The following is a 17,245-nucleotide window of genomic DNA, read 5'->3' as shown; positions in this document are numbered from 1 at the left end:
CGTCGACAGATCTTTCGATAGAAGCGGTACGGAAGGTAAGCGCGGATGCCCACGCCCCGAAAACTGACACTCCTGGCGGCAAGCATCGGCCTCTGTGCGCTGATCGCGTTGACGCTGCTCACGGGCACGGATGTCATCTCGGCGACGGCGGCCGTCGTGCTCGGCGCGATCGCGGTAGTGCTCGCCTGCCAGGTTCTGACGGTCATGAGCGTCCGCAGGGTCGACGGCAAGGCCATGCGCATTGACAACCGAGTCAAGCGGTACGAAACCGAGCTGGCCGATGTCAAGGCGGTGACAGCGCGGCTCGACCGGCGGCTCGACGAGATCGTCGAGTTGCTCAGAAGCCGCGAGCTCAAACGCGACGAGGATCTGCAGGCGATCCTGATCTCCCTCGGAGAGGACCGGCTCACCTCCCTGCCCCAGCGTCAGGAGATGGAGGAGATGGTCCACGAGCTGCTGCCGCGTCTGGAAGCGGTCGAGGCCAGGGCCGAAGCAGAGGGGAAGGCATGACGGAGGCTCCCCCCGGCGCCCCTGCCCCTCATCTCCCCCGGGAGGGTCGTGACGCCGTTGCCGACGCCCGGATCAGGCACAACGACTACGGATCGCTATGGCCGCACGATCTCGGCGACGGGGAGCCGCGGCTGACGGTCAGCGTGGTGATCCCGGCGTACGACTGCCAGGAGGCACTGGACCGCACGCTCGCCTGCCTGGCCGCGCAGAGCTATCCCTCGCATCTGACCGAGGTGGTCGTCGCCGACGACGGCAGCGATCCGCCGCTGCGAATCCCCGAGCTCGCCCCGGTGAACACCAGGATCGTCCGGGTGCCCGACGGCCGCTGGGGGCGGGGCTGGGCCCGCCAGACCGGCGCGGCGACGGCGGGCGGCGACGTCCTGCACTGGATCGACTCCGACATGATCCTCGACCGGGAGCACCTCGAGGCGCACATGCGCTGGCACCATCTCGCCTCCTACACCGTCGTTCTCGGCGATGTCCGCTTCACCCCCGACGAGGCGGGGCCCTCCGCGCAGGAGGTCTTCTCGGCCGTCGAGGCCGGCGACGCGGAGAAGCTGTTCGAGACCTCGGCTCCGCACGCATGGAGAGCGGGCGTGTTGGAGGAGACCCGGTGGCTGCGGGACGCGGGCGCGGGGGCCTACCGGCTCCACTCCGGCGCCACCACCTCGGTCTCCACCGCGCTCCTGCGGTCGGTGGGCGGGGTGAACACCACCCTGAACATGGGTGAGGACACCGACCTCGGCTTCCGCCTCGCGCAGGCGGGGGCGGTCTTCATCCCCGATCCGCAGGCCCGCAGCTGGCATCTCGGCACGTCCACGGTGATGCGCCGGGAGAAGGAGGTGCACCGGCACAACTGGTCGGTGCTGCCCGACCTCATCCCCGACCTGCGCTGGCTGCGCTCCCACCCGCGCAGGCACTGGCTGGTGCCCTACGTCCACGTCGTCGTCGACGCCCGCGACGCCTCCTACGAGGACGTCCGGGCAACCGTGGACGCCGCGCTCGCCGGAACCGTCGTCGACGTCGCCGTCACCGTCGTCGGCCCCTGGTCGGCACTCACCGGCGGGCGTCGCTCCTCCCTGGACGAGCCGCTGCTCGACATGCGCCTGACGCACAACCTCTACGCCCACGAGCCCCGCGTCTCCTTCGCCGAGGAGGCGCCCCGGAGCTCGGCCCCCGCGCCGTTCCGCCTCACCTGCCCCGCCGGGTGGGTTCTCGGTGCGGACAGCCTGGCGGAACTGGTGAAACTCGCCGAGCGCGAGGAGTACGGCCTGCTGAGCGTGGTGCTCGACGAGGGAGTCGAGGGAGTCAGGGCGATCAGGCTCGAACGCACGGCCGCCTTCGCCAGGGCGGCCCTGCTGATCGCCGGCGGCCACGGTGCCGACGCCCTCACCACCGACGCCACCGACGCCACCGACGCCACCGACAACGTGGTGCACGAACTGTTCGGCTCGTTCTGGGCGGGTGCGGACCAGTTCGGCCTCACGACCGCGGGGAAGGCCGAGCCCGTCACCGGGGATCCCGCGAAGTGGCGGGCCGAATCGGCGCGGTGGCGGCGCGAGGCGAAACGGCTGGAGGGCGAGGTCAAGGATCTTCGAGCCGAGGCCGAGCGCCTCCGGGCGGAGATCGGGCAACTGGAGGGCAAGCGGCCGCGCGGCCCTCTGCGAGAGATCATCGCGACGGCCATAGGCCAGGGGAAAACCGGCTGATGTCTCTTCTGATCGACCTTGTCCGCGCCGCCGTGGAGCGTAACGGCAAGCAGCGCGTCCTCGTCTACCACGCCGGCTTCGAGACGTTCACCGAGCTGGAACCGTACGAGGTGGTGGACCTCGACGGGGACCTCGACGATGCCCCGCGGCCGGACGGGAGCGCCGCCGAGATCCTGGTGCTCGCCCGGACGCCGACCGACCTCCGCAGGGCCGCGTCCCTGCAGTCCCTGCTCCCCCTGGCGTCGCGGGTCGTCGTCGCCGTGGAGGAGACTCCGCCGTGGTACACCGCGCCGGTCCTGTCCCCCACCCCGGCCCATCGCTGGCGGGCGCTGACCGAGCTACGCGTGCACCAGCCGAAACGGCCGTCGTGGGTGGTGCACGCGAGGTTCTCCAAGCCCACGCCCGCCGGCCGGACCCTCGCCGCGACCGCCAGGGCGTTCGCCGCGCACCGGCTGGACGTCGTCGCGGCGCCCGTGGCCGGCCTGTCCGGTCCCGGAGCGGCCCACTGGCGTCCCGGCGACCCGAACGCGGCCCCGGCCGGCGCGATCGGCCCGGTCCCCGAACGGTTCGGCGCGCGCGGCAGCGACCTGGTCCTGCGCGTCACCGGTCAGGATCCGGACCCCTGGGCCGGCGACGAGATCCCGACGGATCGTCCGGTCGCCGAGCTGATGAGCTGGGAGCAGCTCGGCCGTCCCGGCGGGGCCAAGATCCTGGAGACCTCCTTCGGCGACCTCTCCGAGCCCCGGACCATCCCGCCCGTCGACGACCGCTCGGTCAACCCGATGGGCTTCCTCACCGTACCCTCCCTCGGCATGGCCGACCTTTCGGTCGAATCCGGCCGCTGGGCGATCACCTGTGACGGCGAGACGCTCGTCCGTTTCGCCACCTCCGGGTGCGTCACCGACGTGGACGTGAACCGGATCAGGCGAGTCCGGGGGGTCCGCGTGGACTGGCGGCGGAGCCACAGCGGCCCCGTGGCCGCGCTCCGGGTCGTCACCGGGCTGGCGGCGGCCGGTGTGCCCCTGATCTCCGACGCCGTGCCGAGATGGGCGGGAGCTCTCGGGCCGGAACTGGACAGGCTGCTGACCTCGGTCGGCGAGCCCGGCCTGGCGGACGATCTGGAACGCGAGGAGCACAGCATCCGGCTCCGGCGCGAGGCGTTGCGCACCCACGGCGTCCGCGCACGCTGGGAGCAGCTCGGCGCCCCCGCCGCGCCCACACCGCTGATCTCCGTACTGCTCACCACCCGCCGCCCGGAGATGGTGCGCTTCGCGCTGGAACAGATGGCCAGGCAGCGCGGCGCCGAGTTCGAGATGATCCTCACCCTGCACGGGATCCCCTCGGGGCATCCCGACGTGGTGGCGGCACTGGCCTCCTTCGACCGGCCGGTGACCGTGTTCGAGGCGAGCAGGGAGACCGTGTTCGGGACCGTGCTGAACGAGGCCGCCGCCAGGGCCTCGGGAACGTTCCTCGTCAAGGTGGACGACGACGACTGGTACGGGCCGGACTTCCTGTCTGACCTGCTCCTGGCTCATTCGTACTCGGGGGCCGAGGTCGTGGGCATGGTCCCGGAGTTCGTCTATCTGGCGTCGATCGGGGTGACCGTCCACCGCGAGCAGGTCACCGAGCAGATCACCAACTTCATCGCCGGGGGAACCATCTTCGCCGAACGCTCCACCTTCGAGGCCATAGGCGGTTTCAGGCCGATGCCGGGCACGATCGACGCCCAGTTCCAGCACGCCGTACAGGCCGCCGGAGGGCAGATCTACCGCACCCACGGTCTGGGTTACATCCTGCGTCGCGGCAACGCCGCCAACCACACCTGGCGCGAGCCGATCGGCACCTTCCTGCGGCGCAACAGACGCCAGTGGCGCGGTTTCCGGCCCAACGCCCTCATGGAGCTCCCGGTGGAGACGGCGTGAACACACCGTCGCCCCTCGGCCATCACGGCGTGGGCACACCGCCGATTCCCCGCCACCCCGGCATGAGCGCGCCACCACACCCCGGCCACCTCGGTGTGAGCCCACCACCGGCTCCCGGCCACCACGACACGGGTACCGGTCACACCGGCGTGAACGCACCGCGGATCCCCGGCAACGACTACGGCGTGCTCGATCCGCCCGCCCTCGGCGCGTGGGAGCCGCGCATGTCGGTGAGCGTGGTGATCCCCGCCAGGCAGAACCAGGAGAAGCTCGACCTCACGCTGGCCGCCCTCGCCGCCCAGACCTACCCCGCGCACCTTCTCGAAGTGATCGTCGTGGACGACGGCAGCGCGCCCCCGCTCCGCCTTCCCGAGATCGCCCCGGAACGCACCCGGATCATCGGCGGCGCCCCCGGCGGCTGGGGCATCGCCTGGGCCCTGGAGTCCGGCACGGCCGTCGCGGACGGCGAGGTGATCCACCGGATGGACTCCGACATCGTCTCCTACCGGGACCACGTCGAGGCGCACATGCGCTGGCACCACCTCGCCGACTACCTGGTGGTCATGGGCACGCTGCGCTTCACCGCCATGGCCGGGACCCCGCCCACCCCCTCCGAGGTCCAGATCGCCGTCGCCAAGGACAGGGCCGCCTCCCTCTTCGAGGCCGACCCCGACCACGGGCACGACTGGATCGACGAGCTCGTCGCCGGACACCGCGGCTTCCGCGACGCGCCCAGCGCGCTCCTCCACCGTGTCCACGTGGGCGCGACCGTATCGCTGCCCGCGGCGCTGTTCCGGGCCGTGGGAGGGACCGACCCGTCCCTGACGCTCGGTGAGGACACCGAGCTCGGTTACCGGCTCACCCAGACGGGCGCGGTGTTCGTCCCGGAGACCGGCGCGCTGAGCTGGCACCTGGGCACGACGACGGCGATGAGGAGGGCCAAGGACGTCCGGCGGCACAACGATCCCTTCATCGCCGACCGCGTGCCCTACCGGCGGCACCTGCGCTCGGACCCGGGCCGCCAGTGGCTGGTCCCCTACGTCGAGGTCGTGGTCGACGCCCTCGGCGCCGCCTTCGAGGACGTCCGGGCGAGCGTGGACGGAGCGCTGGCGAGCACCCTGCCCGACCTGCGGGTCACGGTGGTCGGCCCGTGGTCGTCACTGACCGGCGGGCGCCGGGCGCCGCTGGACGATCCGCTGCTGGACCTGCGGCTGGTCCAGGGGCAGTACGCCCACGACAGCCGTGTCTCCTTCGCCGAGGAGGTTCCCCCGACGTCGGCCCCCGCGCCGTTCCGCCTCACCTGCCCGGCCGGGTGGGTTCCCGGCGCCGAGTCGCTGGCCCTGCTGGTCGAGCAGGCGGAGAAGGACGACGAGGGCCTGCTTCTCGTGGCGCTGGAGGAGAACGAGTCGGGGGTCGTGACCGCCCGCCTGGAACGGACGGCCGCCGTCGCCCGCGCGATGCGCTTCGCCCGCGACGACGAGTCCCTGGACGACGTGATCGCCGACCTCTACGGCGCGACCTGGCTGGACGCCGAGTCGTGGAAGTTCCGGCCGGCGGCGCGGGCCTACCCGGCCTGGGCCTCCAACCGCAACCGCGAGGCCGTGCGCTGGCGCGCGGAGGCCGAGTCCCGCAAGCGGGAGACCGAACGGGCCCAGCGGCAGGTCGCGGCGCTCAGGGCCGAGCTCAAGGAGCTGCGCGCCTCGGTGGCCAGGAGCCAGCGCGACACCTCCAGATGGCGGGAGAAGGCCGAACAGCGCCGGCTGGAGGCCGTGGCCCTGCGCAACGCGCAGAAACGCTCGTTCCTCGGCCGCGCCACCCGCCGCCTGCGGAAACTGGTACGGGACTCCACCTAGCCCGGCCTCGCGTCCCTTGACCGGGGGCGGCCTCTCCGGCTGCCGTGTCCTCAGGCGTTCTCAGGTGCCCTGCGGTGCCGCCGTCCCGAAGACACCGCCGTTCCCGCGAGTACCGTCGCTCCCCCGTCCCTCCGCCGCGATCATCGTGACGGAGGGACACGCGAGGAGGCCGGGGTCATTGGCTCGGCAGGGGCCTGTACTTGGCTCCGAGCGCGTCGTGCATGGTCTTGACCACCGTGCCGTGAGACTTGCGGGTGGCCAGCCAGCCGAGGAACTCGTCCAGGATCTTGGGGGGCACCGAGTAGACGCCGCAGCCGGCGCAGACCCGGTGGAACACCAGGGGGAGGATCCCGCCGGTCTTCTCCGCGTCGAGGACCTGCTGCTTGATCTCGCGCAGCGAGGTGTCGTCACGGACCGAGCCCGGGGTCCGGATTCCGTAGCGGTCCTTCGGGCGGGAGACCTCGGCGGCCGGGCAGCGAGGGCATCCCCACTCCTTGAGCCCGCCGACCGTGCGCGCCACGTCGTAGCCGCACTGGCGGGCCACCTTCTTGGCGTCGGCGTCCTCCGCGCCGAACGGATACGCGAGGGTCGTGGCCCGGTAGCCCCACGCCGCCAGCGTCCGGCGGTCGTCGCAGATCTGCACGCGCTGCTCGCTCGGCAGGAGTTCGGAGAGCCTGACGTGGGTCAGCGTGTGGCCGCCGATCTCGTGACCCCCCTTGGCGATCGAGGCGACCTGGGCGCGGGTCAGCTTGAGCTCATCCCCGATGGTCTCGGTGTTGATGTAAAACGTTCCACGCATCTTCCGCTTCTCCAGCATGCGTGCCACGGCCAGATGGGTGACGTCCCCGTCGTCGAAGGTGAGCGAGACGACCGTGCTGACCTTCTTCGGCTTCGCGGTCGCCTCCGAGGAGGCCTGTGCCGGCATGGCCGACATCGCCGGCACGGCGATCAGCGCGACCAGCAGGGCTGCCGCCCAATGAGCGATCCTCACCGTAAGTCGTCCTTTCGAAAGATGTAGGCGACCCAGAGGGGTTCCGTGTCGCGTTCGCGCAGTACGTGCCGCTCCCAGCCCGCCACCTCGGGAGGCGGGTCTCCTTTGGTCAGGAGCGCGAAGACCCGCCCAGGCTCGGCCTGCGCCATCTGGGCGGAGAGGGACTTGCCGTGGTCGGAGAGGTTGAGCGTGTCGCAGCGGGAGACGAAGGTCATCGCGGGATCGACGAACTGGTCCACCATTGTGCACGGCGGCCGTACGCCCAGCTTGCCCATGTCCCTGACCACGTCGGCGTTATAGCCGCGCTGCCTGTCCTGCTGGTAGGCGAGATCGACCAGGACGTCCGCCTGGACGGCGGTGTGGGCCAGCAGGACGCCCGTCACCAGGACCGCCGGCACCCAGCGATACCGGACACGGGCCCGCCCGGCCAGCCAGAGCAGGCACTCGGCCGCGGGGATCACCAGCAGGATGTAGGCCGGGAGCAGGAAGCGCGGAGCGCCGTAGTCGACCATCACCAGATACGGCACCGCCACGCTGAACCCCGTGATCGCGGCCACCGTCGCGGGGGCGGCCCTGCGGGAGACGACGATCCCGCCGATCGCGAGCAACGGCAGGAGCAGCCACCAGATCGCCCACTGCGGATTCTCCAGCGGGATGGTGCAGGGGCGGCAGAACAGGGGTCCGTTGGCCGTCTTGAACTCGTGGAGGAACCCAGGCGCCAGGGAGAGCCCGCCCTGGACCTCACCGGCCGCCCTCCAGCGCGCCAGCGGGCCTCCGAAGGAGACGAAGGACTCGGCGATCCACGGGGCGAACCCCGCCGCCACGCCGGCGGAGAGCACCACGACGGGCCGGATCCGGCGGCGCAGCAGGCTGGCGACGGCCAGCGGCAGGGCGAGCCAGAGGGCGTCGCTGGGACGCAGCGCGGCCACCGCCGCGGCGGAGACGCCGAGGCCGCCGAGGCTCAGGGAGGCGCGGGCGGGGCCGCCCCGGAGCACCAGCAGCAGGCAGCCCGCGGTGGCGGCGGCGCCGAAGGCGACGTAGAGGTTGGGCATGACCTGCGCGCCGTACAGCAGGGTGACCCACAGGCCGCCGAACAGGGCGGCGGAGAGCAGCAGCACCCGCCTGCTGAGCAGGAAGGCCCAGGGGAGGAAGGCCAGGAAGAGCCCGAGGCCGGACAGTAAGATCATCCAGCCGCGAATGAGGGCGGGATCCCTGGTGAAATAGGCCACCGGGGCGACCAGCCAGGTGATTCCCCGGGCGCGAGGAGCGCTGAAGACGGCGTCGGGTACGCCGGGGGCGACCTGACTGGTGTAGACCGCCTCGTCCCATTCGAGGGGCATGCCGTTGGGCAGAATCGCCAACTGGAGCCCGACGTAAACGCAACAAATCGCCCCGAGGAGAACAACGGGGCGATCCGATAGACGACGCATCAGGGACATAGGCATTAATCACCATATATGCCCATAGCACTGCTCAAATAACTTGTTACCAAGCATCTGGGCATGGATGTCATCGGCCGGATTCGCGCGGACGGAGGGCGCTTACACGGCCACATGTCCCGCGGATGGCCCTCCCCCGAGCGGACGGGGAGGGCCGGGAGAACTTCTAGGAGGCGCCCTCGCCCTCGACCCGCATGACGCTCACCACGTCCCGGACGATGTCGAGCTCGCGCAGACCCTCGAGCGTCGCGGAGAGAGCGGCGTCGGTGGCCCGGTGGGTGACCAGCACGAGCTGGGCATCGTCGCCGTGCCCCTCCTGGAGGACGGTCTGGATGGACACGTCCTGCTTGGCGAACATGTCGGCGACCCGGGCGAGCACACCCGGCTTGTCGGCGACGTCCAGGGAGACGTGATACCGCGTGACGGTCTCGCCCATCGGGTGCACGACCAGGTCGGCGTAGGTGGACTCCGCGGGACCGCGCGCCCCGGCCAGCAGGTTGCGGGCCACGGCCACGATGTCGCCCAGCACCGCGCTCGCCGTCGGAGCGCCGCCGGCGCCCGCGCCGTAGAACATCAGCTGTCCCGCGGACTCGGCCTCGACGAAGACCGCGTTGTAGGCCTCGCGGACCCCGGCCAGCGGGTGCGTCCTGGGAATCATGGCCGGGTGCACCCGGACGCCGAAGGAGCGGCCGTCCTCGGAGCGGGCGCAGATCGCCAGCAGCTTGATGACGTAGCCCATCGCCTTGGCGCTGGCCACGTCCGTCGCGGTGATCTCGGTGATGCCCTCGCGGTGCACGTCGGCGGCCGTCACCCGGCTGTGGAACGCGATTCCGGCGAGGATCGCGGCCTTGGCCGCGGCGTCGAAACCCTCCACGTCCGCCGTGGGGTCGGCCTCGGCGTAGCCCAGCGCCTGGGCCTCCTCCAGCGCGTCGGAGAACGAGGCCCCGCTGGAGTCCATCTTGTCGAGGATGTAGTTGGTGGTGCCGTTGACGATGCCGAGCACGCGGTGCACGCGGTCTCCGGCCATGGACTCGCGCAGCGGGCGGATCAGCGGGATCGCGCCCGCGACGGCCGCCTCGAAGTACAGGTCCGCGTTGTTGGCCCTGGCCGCGCCGTGAACGGCCGCGCCGTCCTCGGCGAGCAGCGCCTTATTGGCCGTGACGACCGACTTGCCGCTGTTCATGGCGGCCAGGATGAGCGATCTGGCGGGCTCGATGCCGCCGATCACCTCGACGACGATGTCCACGTCGTCGCGGGTGACCAGGGCCTCGGCGTCGGTGGTGAGCAGGGCGGGGTCCACGTCGGTGTCGCGCCTGCGGCCCAGCCGCCGCACGGCCACACCGGCGAGTTCCAGCGGGGTCCCGATGCGCGCGGCGAGGTCGTCGGCCTGCTCGTGCATCAGCCTGACCACCTGGGAGCCCACGACGCCGCATCCCAGAAGCGCGACTTTAAGTGTCATTCGGTCACACTCTCCTGCCCGTTCGCTTCGCTCACTCGGCCGCTCACCGTCTGAGGTCGTTTCACAGCTGCCCTCTCAGCAGGTCGTCCTCGGTCTCCCGGCGAACGATCACGCGGGCCCCCCCGTCCTTGACCGCGACGACGGCGGGCTTGGGGAGATAGTTGTAGTTGTTGGCGAGCGAACGGCAGTAGGCGCCGGTGCCCGCGACGGCGATCAGGTCGCCGGTGGCCAGATCCTGCGGAAGCCACAGGTCGCGGATCACCATGTCACCGCTCTCGCAGTGCTTGCCGACCAGGCGCGAGAGCATCGGCCCCGAGGTGCTCTCGCGGGAGGCCAGGCGCGCGGTGTACTCGGCGCCGTAGAGCGCCGTGCGGATGTTGTCGCTCATGCCGCCGTCGACGCTGACGTAGGTGCGCAGGCCTTCGACGTCCTTGATCGTGCCGACCTCGTAGAGCGTCATTCCGGCGAGTCCGGCGATGGCGCGGCCGGGCTCGACGGTGAGCTTGGGCACCGGCAGACCCGCGGCCTTCGTCACCTTGGAGACGATCTCCCGCAGGCTGTCGGCGATCTCCTTGACGTCGAGCGCGGTGTCGCCGTCGACGTAGGGGATGCCGTAGCCGCCGCCGAGGTCGAGCTCCGGCAGGACGACGCCGTGCTCCTCCTTGATCTGCACCAGAAGCGTGGCCAGGCGGCGCGCGGCCACCTCGAAGCCCGCGGTGTCGGTGATCTGGGAGCCGATGTGGGAGTGCAGGCCCACGAGCTCCAGCTGGGGCAGTGCGAGAATCCGCCGGGCGGCCTCCGCCGCGGCGCCGCTGCTCAGCGAGAAGCCGAACTTCTGGTCGTCGTGGGCGGTGGCGATGAACTCGTGGGTGTGCGCCTCCACGCCCACGGTCACCCGGATCATGATCTGGGGGCGCTTGCCGTGCTTGTCCGCGAGGAAGCCCAGGCGGGCGATCTCCTCGAAGGAGTCGGCCACGATGTGCCCGACCCCGGCCTCGATGGCCTTCTCCAGCTCGGCGAGCGACTTGTTGTTGCCGTGCAGGGTGATCCGCTCGGGCGGGAATCCGACGCTCAGCGCGACGGCGAGCTCGCCCGCGCTGCACACGTCGAGGCCGAGGTCCTCCTGCATGATCCAGCGAGCGACCTCGCGGCACAGGAACGCCTTGCCGGCGTAGTGGACCTCACCGCCGGCGAACGCGCTTCTGTAGTCGCGGCACCGGGAACGGAAGTCTTCCTCGTCCACCACGTAGAGCGGGGTGCCGTGTGCTTCGACCAGATCTCTGACATCCACGCCGCCGACCGTGATCGAGCCGTCGGCGCGGTTCGACGTTCGGGGCCAGATCGTCGGGTCGAGTGTGTTCAGGTCGGCAGGTGTGTGCGGAGGGCGGTCCTCGGGCAACACTTCGGCATGCCGGTCACCGGCAGGATGGGCGAATCGACTCACCCGATCGAGGCTATAGGACCCGGTGATCCCCGTGGGACGAGTGCCCATCTATCGAGACGCTATCAGCCCCAAAATCGTGGACTTTTTACGCAATTGAGTGCTTAAGCCATATATTTTTGTGTTTTGTGATGATTTGACCGTTAGGACACCTGGTCGGCGGGAGCACCCCAGGTATTGCACGACGCCATGGTGCCCGCCTGCCCGCCGCGGAGCATCCACGCGGCGCTGCTGGCACCCGAACCGTGCGACTGCAGGTAGCCGTCCTCCAACTCGCCCGCCGTGCCGGAGTCGCCCCTGGCCATCCTCCGGAAGTTCTCCAGCGGGTTCGGCCAGGAGGTCCGCAGCGTCACCGCGGCCAGGCAGTCGGCCTGCAGTTCGAGCCGCCGGGACCATGCGTCGTCGAAGACCTCGGAGCCCCGCTGGTCGGCGATCCCGCTGATCTCCTGGATGTGGTGGGCGTACTCGTGCGCGAGCGTGAACATCATCGGGAAGGTGTGCCAGTCCTCGATCAGCACGTTGACCACGCGCCCCTGGGGACAGTAGATCCCCGCCCAGTCGTAGTCCTCGATCCCGCACGCGGCCTTGTCCCGGCTGGCGACCAGCCGCACCTCCCGCGGCCGCTCGTAGTCGAGGTCCGCCTGCGCCAGCGTGGCGGCCCACATCCGGTCCAGGCACTTCGAGAGCGCCCTCAGCGAGGTCGCGGGGTCGGCGTTGACGTCCTCCGGCAGGGTGTCGCAGCGGGCGTCGACCGGGCCGGTCTCCTCGTAGACGCGATTCGTGGCCGCCGCCGACCGCGGCGAACCCGGCGCGGTTCCGAGCAGTTCCTGGAGGTCACCGCCGAGATAGGCCATTCCGCCGATGATGATCACAAAGGCCAGCGCGGTCGGCAGCACCCGCCGGATCACTCCGGGCCGGCGCGGCTCCCGTGCCTCCCAGTCCCGCGCGCCGTTCACCCGTTCTCCAAGGTTCGTTTCGGGAGGGCCATTCTGGCAGGGTCTATCACAGTCTGTCGGGCGCCGTCTCGCCCAGCGCCGCCAGACCTTCGGCCAGTACGGCCCGTACGGCCCGCGCCAGCTCCACCCGGGCGGTGTGGAGCGGCGACGGCTCCTCGTCTCCCATCGGCAGCACCGCGGCCCGCTCGAACGCGTCGTGGTAGGCCAGGGCCAGCCGCTCGGTGTAGGCGGCCCATCCGGGGTCCCGGCTCGCCCGCCTGCCGTGCACCTCGGCCAGCAGCCTGAGCACCGCCCTGTCCCATCGGCCGTCGAGCGACTCGGGCCGGAACCTCCCGCCGACCCCCAGCTCCGCCGCCCAGCGCCGTACGGCAACCGCCCTTACATGCGCGTATTTCACAACAAATCCAGGGTTGCTCCACGTCCCGGGAGCGTCGGTCCAGGGCGACACCGCCGTGTCAGGGAGCGCTGGAGATGCCGGAGGTGCTGTGGATGCCGGGGAGTCCGGGGAAACGGTCCCGGTCAGCTCCACGACGAGCTCCCCGGGCACGGTCACCGCGATCTCCAGGAACCCGTCCGCCCGCACCCGGACATCCGCGATCCCCGGCAGCGCCCGGAGCCGCGCCGCCATCTCCCCGGGCGCCTCCCCGCGGCGCAACGCGGCCGGGGAGACGTAGAGCGCCTCCTCGGCCCACGTCCCCTGCGGGATCGGCGGCAGGCCGAGGATCTCACCGAGCCGGCCGGGCGTCATGCCCGACAGCCTAGATCAGGGCGTGCGGGTCGGCCGGGCCGTACTCGACGAGTTGCGCCGAGTCGAGAAGCCCGCGGTCGTGATCACGGCGGCAGACGTAGCCGAACCGGTCGGCGGAGAAGACCTTGACCCCGTCCGTGCGGCACTGGCGCATCAGCACCTCGGCCCAGCCCTCGGAGACGTCGGCGAACCCGAGGCCGCGCAGGACCGTACGGCGGGCCAGCAGGGTGGCTCCGGCGATCTCGGGAAGGTAGGAGTACTCGGCCGCGGGCTGGCGCAGCACGGTCGCGGTGACGTCGCGCAGATGGGCGTGGTAGGCGGCCTTGCCGACGATGTCGGCGGTGGTGAACAGGAAGGCCCTGCTGAGATCGGTCAGATAGTGCTGGCTGTAGACGTCCTGGGCGTCCATGACGGCCACCAGGTCGCCCTGGCACAGATCGAGGGCGTGGTTCAGCATGCCGCCGATGGTGAGGCCGGGGTCGGTACGGCGGACCACGACGTCCACCCTGTCGGGCATCGCGGCGCGGGCCCGCTTCTCGGCGTCCGGGGCGTCCGTGAGGAGCACCAGCTGGACGACGCCCTTCTGCGGCGCCACCTGGGCCAGGGTGTGGTCGAGGTCGCCCCGGTCGATCATGATCACCGAGATGTTCAGGGTGGCCCGGCCGCTGGGCAGGCCGATCGCGTCGAGAAGGTCGTCGACCTTCTGGGTCATCGTGCCCGAGGTGTAGGCCTGGCGCAGCGCCACGTGGGCCCGGCGGTCGTCGGGCGCGGTACCGATCAGCGTGCCGCAGGCGGCCAGCTCGGCCATCAGCCAGGACTCGGTGCCGGGCGGGCAGTCCACCGCCACCGGCCAGCGATAGGAGGTGAGCACGTCCGGATACGTCAGGTGCTCGGGGAGCAGCTCCTGCAGGGTGAGCACCCGGTCGAACCGGTCTCCGCCCAGCGGCAGCGGGTTGTGCACGCGCGGCTGGATGGCGAAGGGCAGGATCCCCAGCGAGGGAGCCCTGCGCCCTTGCTCCGGCTCCTGGGCGGCGAGGATCGCGCTCCACGGCCCCACCGACCTGGGCAGCGCGGTGACGATGTGCTCGAACAGCCTGGCGGCGGCCACAAAACGGTCCGGCTCCCCCTTGGTGTGCCAGAAGACCGTGCGGATGCCCCGCTCCGCGCACCAGGACAGCAGCCCGCGCAGACCCTCGCCCGGACGGCTCAGCTCCTCGGCCCACGGCCCCTCGGTCACCGACTCGACCAGCAGCAGGTGCGGGACCTCCCCGGCCAGCACCCGGGCGAAGTCCCGGGGCGTGAAGCCGATGGTCTGCCGCCACTCGTAGCGCAGCAGCGCCTCGGCGTGGGGCTCGGCGACGACGGCCACCGTCAGGTGCGGGCGGGTGTTCGGGCCGGTCGGGACGCGGAAGGGCTTGAGCTTGACCGATTTGCCGCCGACGGTCCTGGTCGAGGTCGTGGCCTGGAAGGAGACGCCGGGGACCGGCTTGTCGCCGCTCCTGCGCGGGACGGGCTGGCGTTCGGGGGCGATCGGGCGTTTGGCGGGCTTGGCGGCTCCGCGCAGTCCGCGCGCCAGCCGTACCGGATTGCTCTTGCCCGTCTTGAGCGCGTCACCGATGCGGGACCAGCGGGCCACCTGCACCGAGGACAGCTTCCACTTCGCCACCTCGGCCTGGTAGCGCTGCTCCGCCAGATCCCTGTGGAGTTTCTCCTCGATCGCGTTCGCGGCCTCGAGCCGCTCCTCCGTCTCGCTCAGCCGATCCCTCACCGTACGCAGCTCATCGGCCGCCCGCTCCGCGTCGGCGGTCCTCGCCTGCGCCTCGTCGAGCAGTCGAGCCAGTTCGGCAGCCCGCTCCGCATGGGCCATGGCCTCCCGTAACGCCTGCCGTGTGCTCTCGAGTTGCTCGCTCGCCACGTCGTCCTCCGTTTTCTAAGCCGGGCGAAAGGATACCCTTTGGACAATCTCGACACAGAGGAGTCAGCACGGTGCAGTGGCCGACGTTCAATGTGAGGCCGTACGTCTGCGGCGGCATCGGCCACCTTGACGAGGCCGTCCTGGAGACGCTGCGGAGGGCCGGACCGCGCGTCACGCCCGCGCTTCGTGCGGCGGGGGCGTCGCTGTGCAGTTCCTCTCCGCTGCCGCCCTATCAGCGGGACGCGCTGACCTGCGCGTTCGCCTGGGGTGAGCGCGTCCCCACCGAGGCGGCACCGTGGATCGGCGTGGCGGAGAACTTCGAGACGCCCGGCCTGATCGACGACGGGAAGCGGGTCACGCTGCACGCCGGCGGGCTCGGCCTCGTGGACGTCTACTACCTGTTCCGGGGCGGGGCGGTCTATTTCTCCTCCCTGCTGGAACCCCTGCTGTCCCTCGCGCGCCGGCCGTACGAGATCAACTGGGACGCCTGGGCCTCGATCATCCAGCTGACCTTCCCTCTCCGCGACGACACCCCGTACGCGCAGGTCAAGAGGATGGGCGGATCAAGCGCGCTGATCTTCGACCGGGCGACGGGCCGGATCTCGACCGAGCGCAGGCTGCCCCGGTGGCTGCGCGAGGAGCCGTACGAGGCGGGCCGGACCGCCGGGGAGATCCTGGAGATCCTGCACGAGGTCTACAAGGAGTTCGACGGGCGGCCGCTGCTCGTGCCGGTCAGCGGCGGCTACGACTCGCGGCTGCTCTGCTCGGTCGCGGTGGCGCGGGGCGCCGACGTGGAGTCGTGGACGACGAGCCCGGACGACGGCACCGACACCGACATCACCTTCGCCCGCGCGATAACCCGCGAGCTGGGCGTACGGCACCGCGTGATCACTCAGGACGCCTCCGCCTATCCCGACGACGCGCTGGACGTGGCCCGGCGACTGGAGTTCCTCACCCCGCACCACGCCTGGTACACCCCGTTCTCCCGTGAGGTGCACAAGGCCGGGCGGACCCTGGTCGACGGGCTGGCCGGGGGACCGCTGCTGAAGAACTTCATGATCAGCGGGGCGGCGCTGGAGGCCTCCTCGCAGGCGGAGCGGAAGGCCGCGCTGCTCGGCTCCCTGACGCTGGGCGCCCCGTCCGCGCCGTTCCTGTCCGAGCGGGCCTCCGCCTGGATCACCGACAGCGTCGAGGACGCCTTCACCCAGTCGACCTCCATGTTCAACGGTCACCGGGCCGAGCTGCCGCTGTCGGTCCTGCACACCCGCACGGCCCGGGGCATCGCCCGCTCCCCGGTCAACCTGGTCGGCCCCGAGGTCTCGTTCGCGGCGCCGTTCATCCATCCGGACTTCTTCGACGCGGCGCTCTCGGTGGGCGTGGCCCGCAAGGACAAGGGGCGGTTCTACCGGGAGATCCTGCACGCGGCCAACCCTCGCGTCGCCGCGCTGCCCTCCACCAACGTGGTCAAGCAGCCGCTTCAGAGGGTGCCGCTCCGCTCGACCGCCGCTCCCGCCAGGGAGTACGGCCACCGGATGCTGACCCGCGTCGCGGCCGCCGTGCCCTCGCTGCTGTCGGATCAGCTCCACGTGGTGATCGCCGAGGGCCCCGACGCCCTGGCGCGGTTCAACGGCTGGAACGACCGGTTCTGGGTACGGAGCCTGGTGCTGTTCGGAGCCTGGCTGGGCGACTACGAGGACCGCCTCCCCGAGCTCACCCCTCCCTGGCTCTGATCCCTCCCTCACGGCCCCTTCCTCTTCCTCACCGCCCGCTCCGGCTTGCCCCTCATGCCCGCTCCGACCTCTCCCTCGGGGCCGTCCCCGGCCTTCGGAAGGGCCGCGCCGCCCGGCGGGGCAAAAGCTTTACCTTCGCGCGCCGTACGGAAAAAACCGGGTGCCGGGAATCCGCGACGCGGGGCCCGGACGGGCGCGCGCCGTGGGGTGGAACGGGGCTCGGGTGTCGCCGAAGCCCGTATTCACCGGCGCTCCGGAAGACACGGGCGCCGGACGGGTCTTCGGGTATCGCCCAAGGTCATCGCCACGGCGCGTGGCGTGTTTCACAGAAAAGAACGGTAAGTATCAAGGCGATTACGCGGAGATGGCGCGGCAGGCTGGATATTCCGTGTCGCCGGGGCGTTTAAGCCCGTTACGCAGGCTTCGAAGATGTCATGCGGCTGGTAGTGTTCGGCCCAGAAAGCGCCACAACGGATGGCACCGAATTACAAATTCGGTCCGGCCGAGGGGCACGGAGCTCGTAGGGATGACGGCTCCCCCAGGCGCGGTCACCAAATTTCATCAGCCGGGAC

12 protein-coding genes are annotated in these 17,245 nt (G+C 71.0%); 5 read left to right on the top strand and 7 right to left on the bottom strand.

Annotated features, from left to right (window positions below; translation table 11 throughout):
* Positions 1-45: 45 nt before the first annotated feature.
* Genes DKM19_RS06580 through DKM19_RS06565 form a run of 4 tightly spaced genes read left to right on the top strand, consistent with a single transcriptional unit; the run spans position 46 to position 5,994 of the window.
* Positions 46-510: a hypothetical protein gene (locus DKM19_RS06580; protein ID WP_110694943.1), complete on the top strand. Its 465-nt coding sequence runs from the start codon at positions 46-48 to the stop codon at positions 508-510.
* Positions 507-2,219, top strand: coding sequence for a glycosyltransferase (locus DKM19_RS06575; protein ID WP_110694942.1), 1,713 nt, complete (start codon positions 507-509; stop codon positions 2,217-2,219). Before DKM19_RS06580 ends, DKM19_RS06575 begins: the two co-directional genes overlap by 4 nt.
* Positions 2,219-4,141 (top strand): glycosyltransferase family 2 protein, encoded by a 1,923-nt coding sequence (locus DKM19_RS06570; protein ID WP_110694941.1) that lies wholly within the window; start codon positions 2,219-2,221, stop codon positions 4,139-4,141. Before DKM19_RS06575 ends, DKM19_RS06570 begins: the two co-directional genes overlap by 1 nt.
* Entirely contained in the window at positions 4,138-5,994 is a 1,857-nt protein-coding gene (locus DKM19_RS06565) for a glycosyltransferase family 2 protein (protein WP_110694940.1), read from the top strand. Before DKM19_RS06570 ends, DKM19_RS06565 begins: the two co-directional genes overlap by 4 nt.
* A 175-nt stretch (positions 5,995-6,169) precedes the next feature.
* Here DKM19_RS06565 and DKM19_RS06560 read toward each other — a convergent pair whose 3' ends face one another.
* The 7 genes from DKM19_RS06560 to DKM19_RS06530 form a co-directional block, all read right to left on the bottom strand.
* Complete coding sequence (locus tag DKM19_RS06560; protein ID WP_110694939.1) at positions 6,170-6,985, bottom strand: polysaccharide deacetylase family protein; 816 nt, start codon at positions 6,983-6,985, stop codon at positions 6,170-6,172.
* Positions 6,982-8,346, bottom strand: coding sequence for a hypothetical protein (locus DKM19_RS06555; protein WP_110694938.1), 1,365 nt, complete (start codon positions 8,344-8,346; stop codon positions 6,982-6,984). Before DKM19_RS06555 ends, DKM19_RS06560 begins: the two co-directional genes overlap by 4 nt.
* Before the next feature lie 244 nt (positions 8,347-8,590).
* Entirely contained in the window at positions 8,591-9,883 is a 1,293-nt protein-coding gene (locus tag DKM19_RS06550) for a homoserine dehydrogenase (protein ID WP_110694937.1), read from the bottom strand.
* A gap of 61 nt (positions 9,884-9,944) precedes the next feature.
* Positions 9,945-11,327 (bottom strand): diaminopimelate decarboxylase, encoded by a 1,383-nt coding sequence (gene lysA / locus DKM19_RS06545; protein WP_110694936.1) that lies wholly within the window; start codon positions 11,325-11,327, stop codon positions 9,945-9,947.
* Between the two features lie 140 nt (positions 11,328-11,467).
* Positions 11,468-12,280 carry a neutral zinc metallopeptidase gene (locus tag DKM19_RS06540; RefSeq protein ID WP_110694935.1) on the bottom strand — a complete coding sequence of 271 codons (813 nt, stop codon included), beginning with the start codon at positions 12,278-12,280 and terminating at the stop codon, positions 11,468-11,470.
* A 46-nt stretch (positions 12,281-12,326) separates the two neighbouring features.
* Entirely contained in the window at positions 12,327-13,028 is a 702-nt protein-coding gene (locus DKM19_RS06535; protein ID WP_110694934.1) for a DALR anticodon-binding domain-containing protein, read from the bottom strand.
* Between the two features lie 10 nt (positions 13,029-13,038).
* Complete coding sequence (locus DKM19_RS06530) at positions 13,039-14,943, bottom strand: glycosyltransferase (RefSeq protein ID WP_110694933.1); 1,905 nt, start codon at positions 14,941-14,943, stop codon at positions 13,039-13,041.
* Positions 14,944-15,014: 71 nt separating this feature from the next.
* Here DKM19_RS06530 and DKM19_RS06525 point away from each other — a divergent pair, with 71 nt between their 5' ends.
* Positions 15,015-16,673: an asparagine synthetase B family protein gene (locus tag DKM19_RS06525; RefSeq protein ID WP_110694932.1), complete on the top strand. Its 1,659-nt coding sequence runs from the start codon at positions 15,015-15,017 to the stop codon at positions 16,671-16,673.
* Positions 16,674-17,245: the final 572 nt, after the last annotated feature.

The organism is Streptosporangium sp. 'caverna', assembly GCF_003203775.1.
GTDB classification, from domain to species: domain Bacteria; phylum Actinomycetota; class Actinomycetes; order Streptosporangiales; family Streptosporangiaceae; genus Streptosporangium; species Streptosporangium subroseum.
This window is presented reverse-complemented; position numbering and strand designations above follow the sequence as displayed.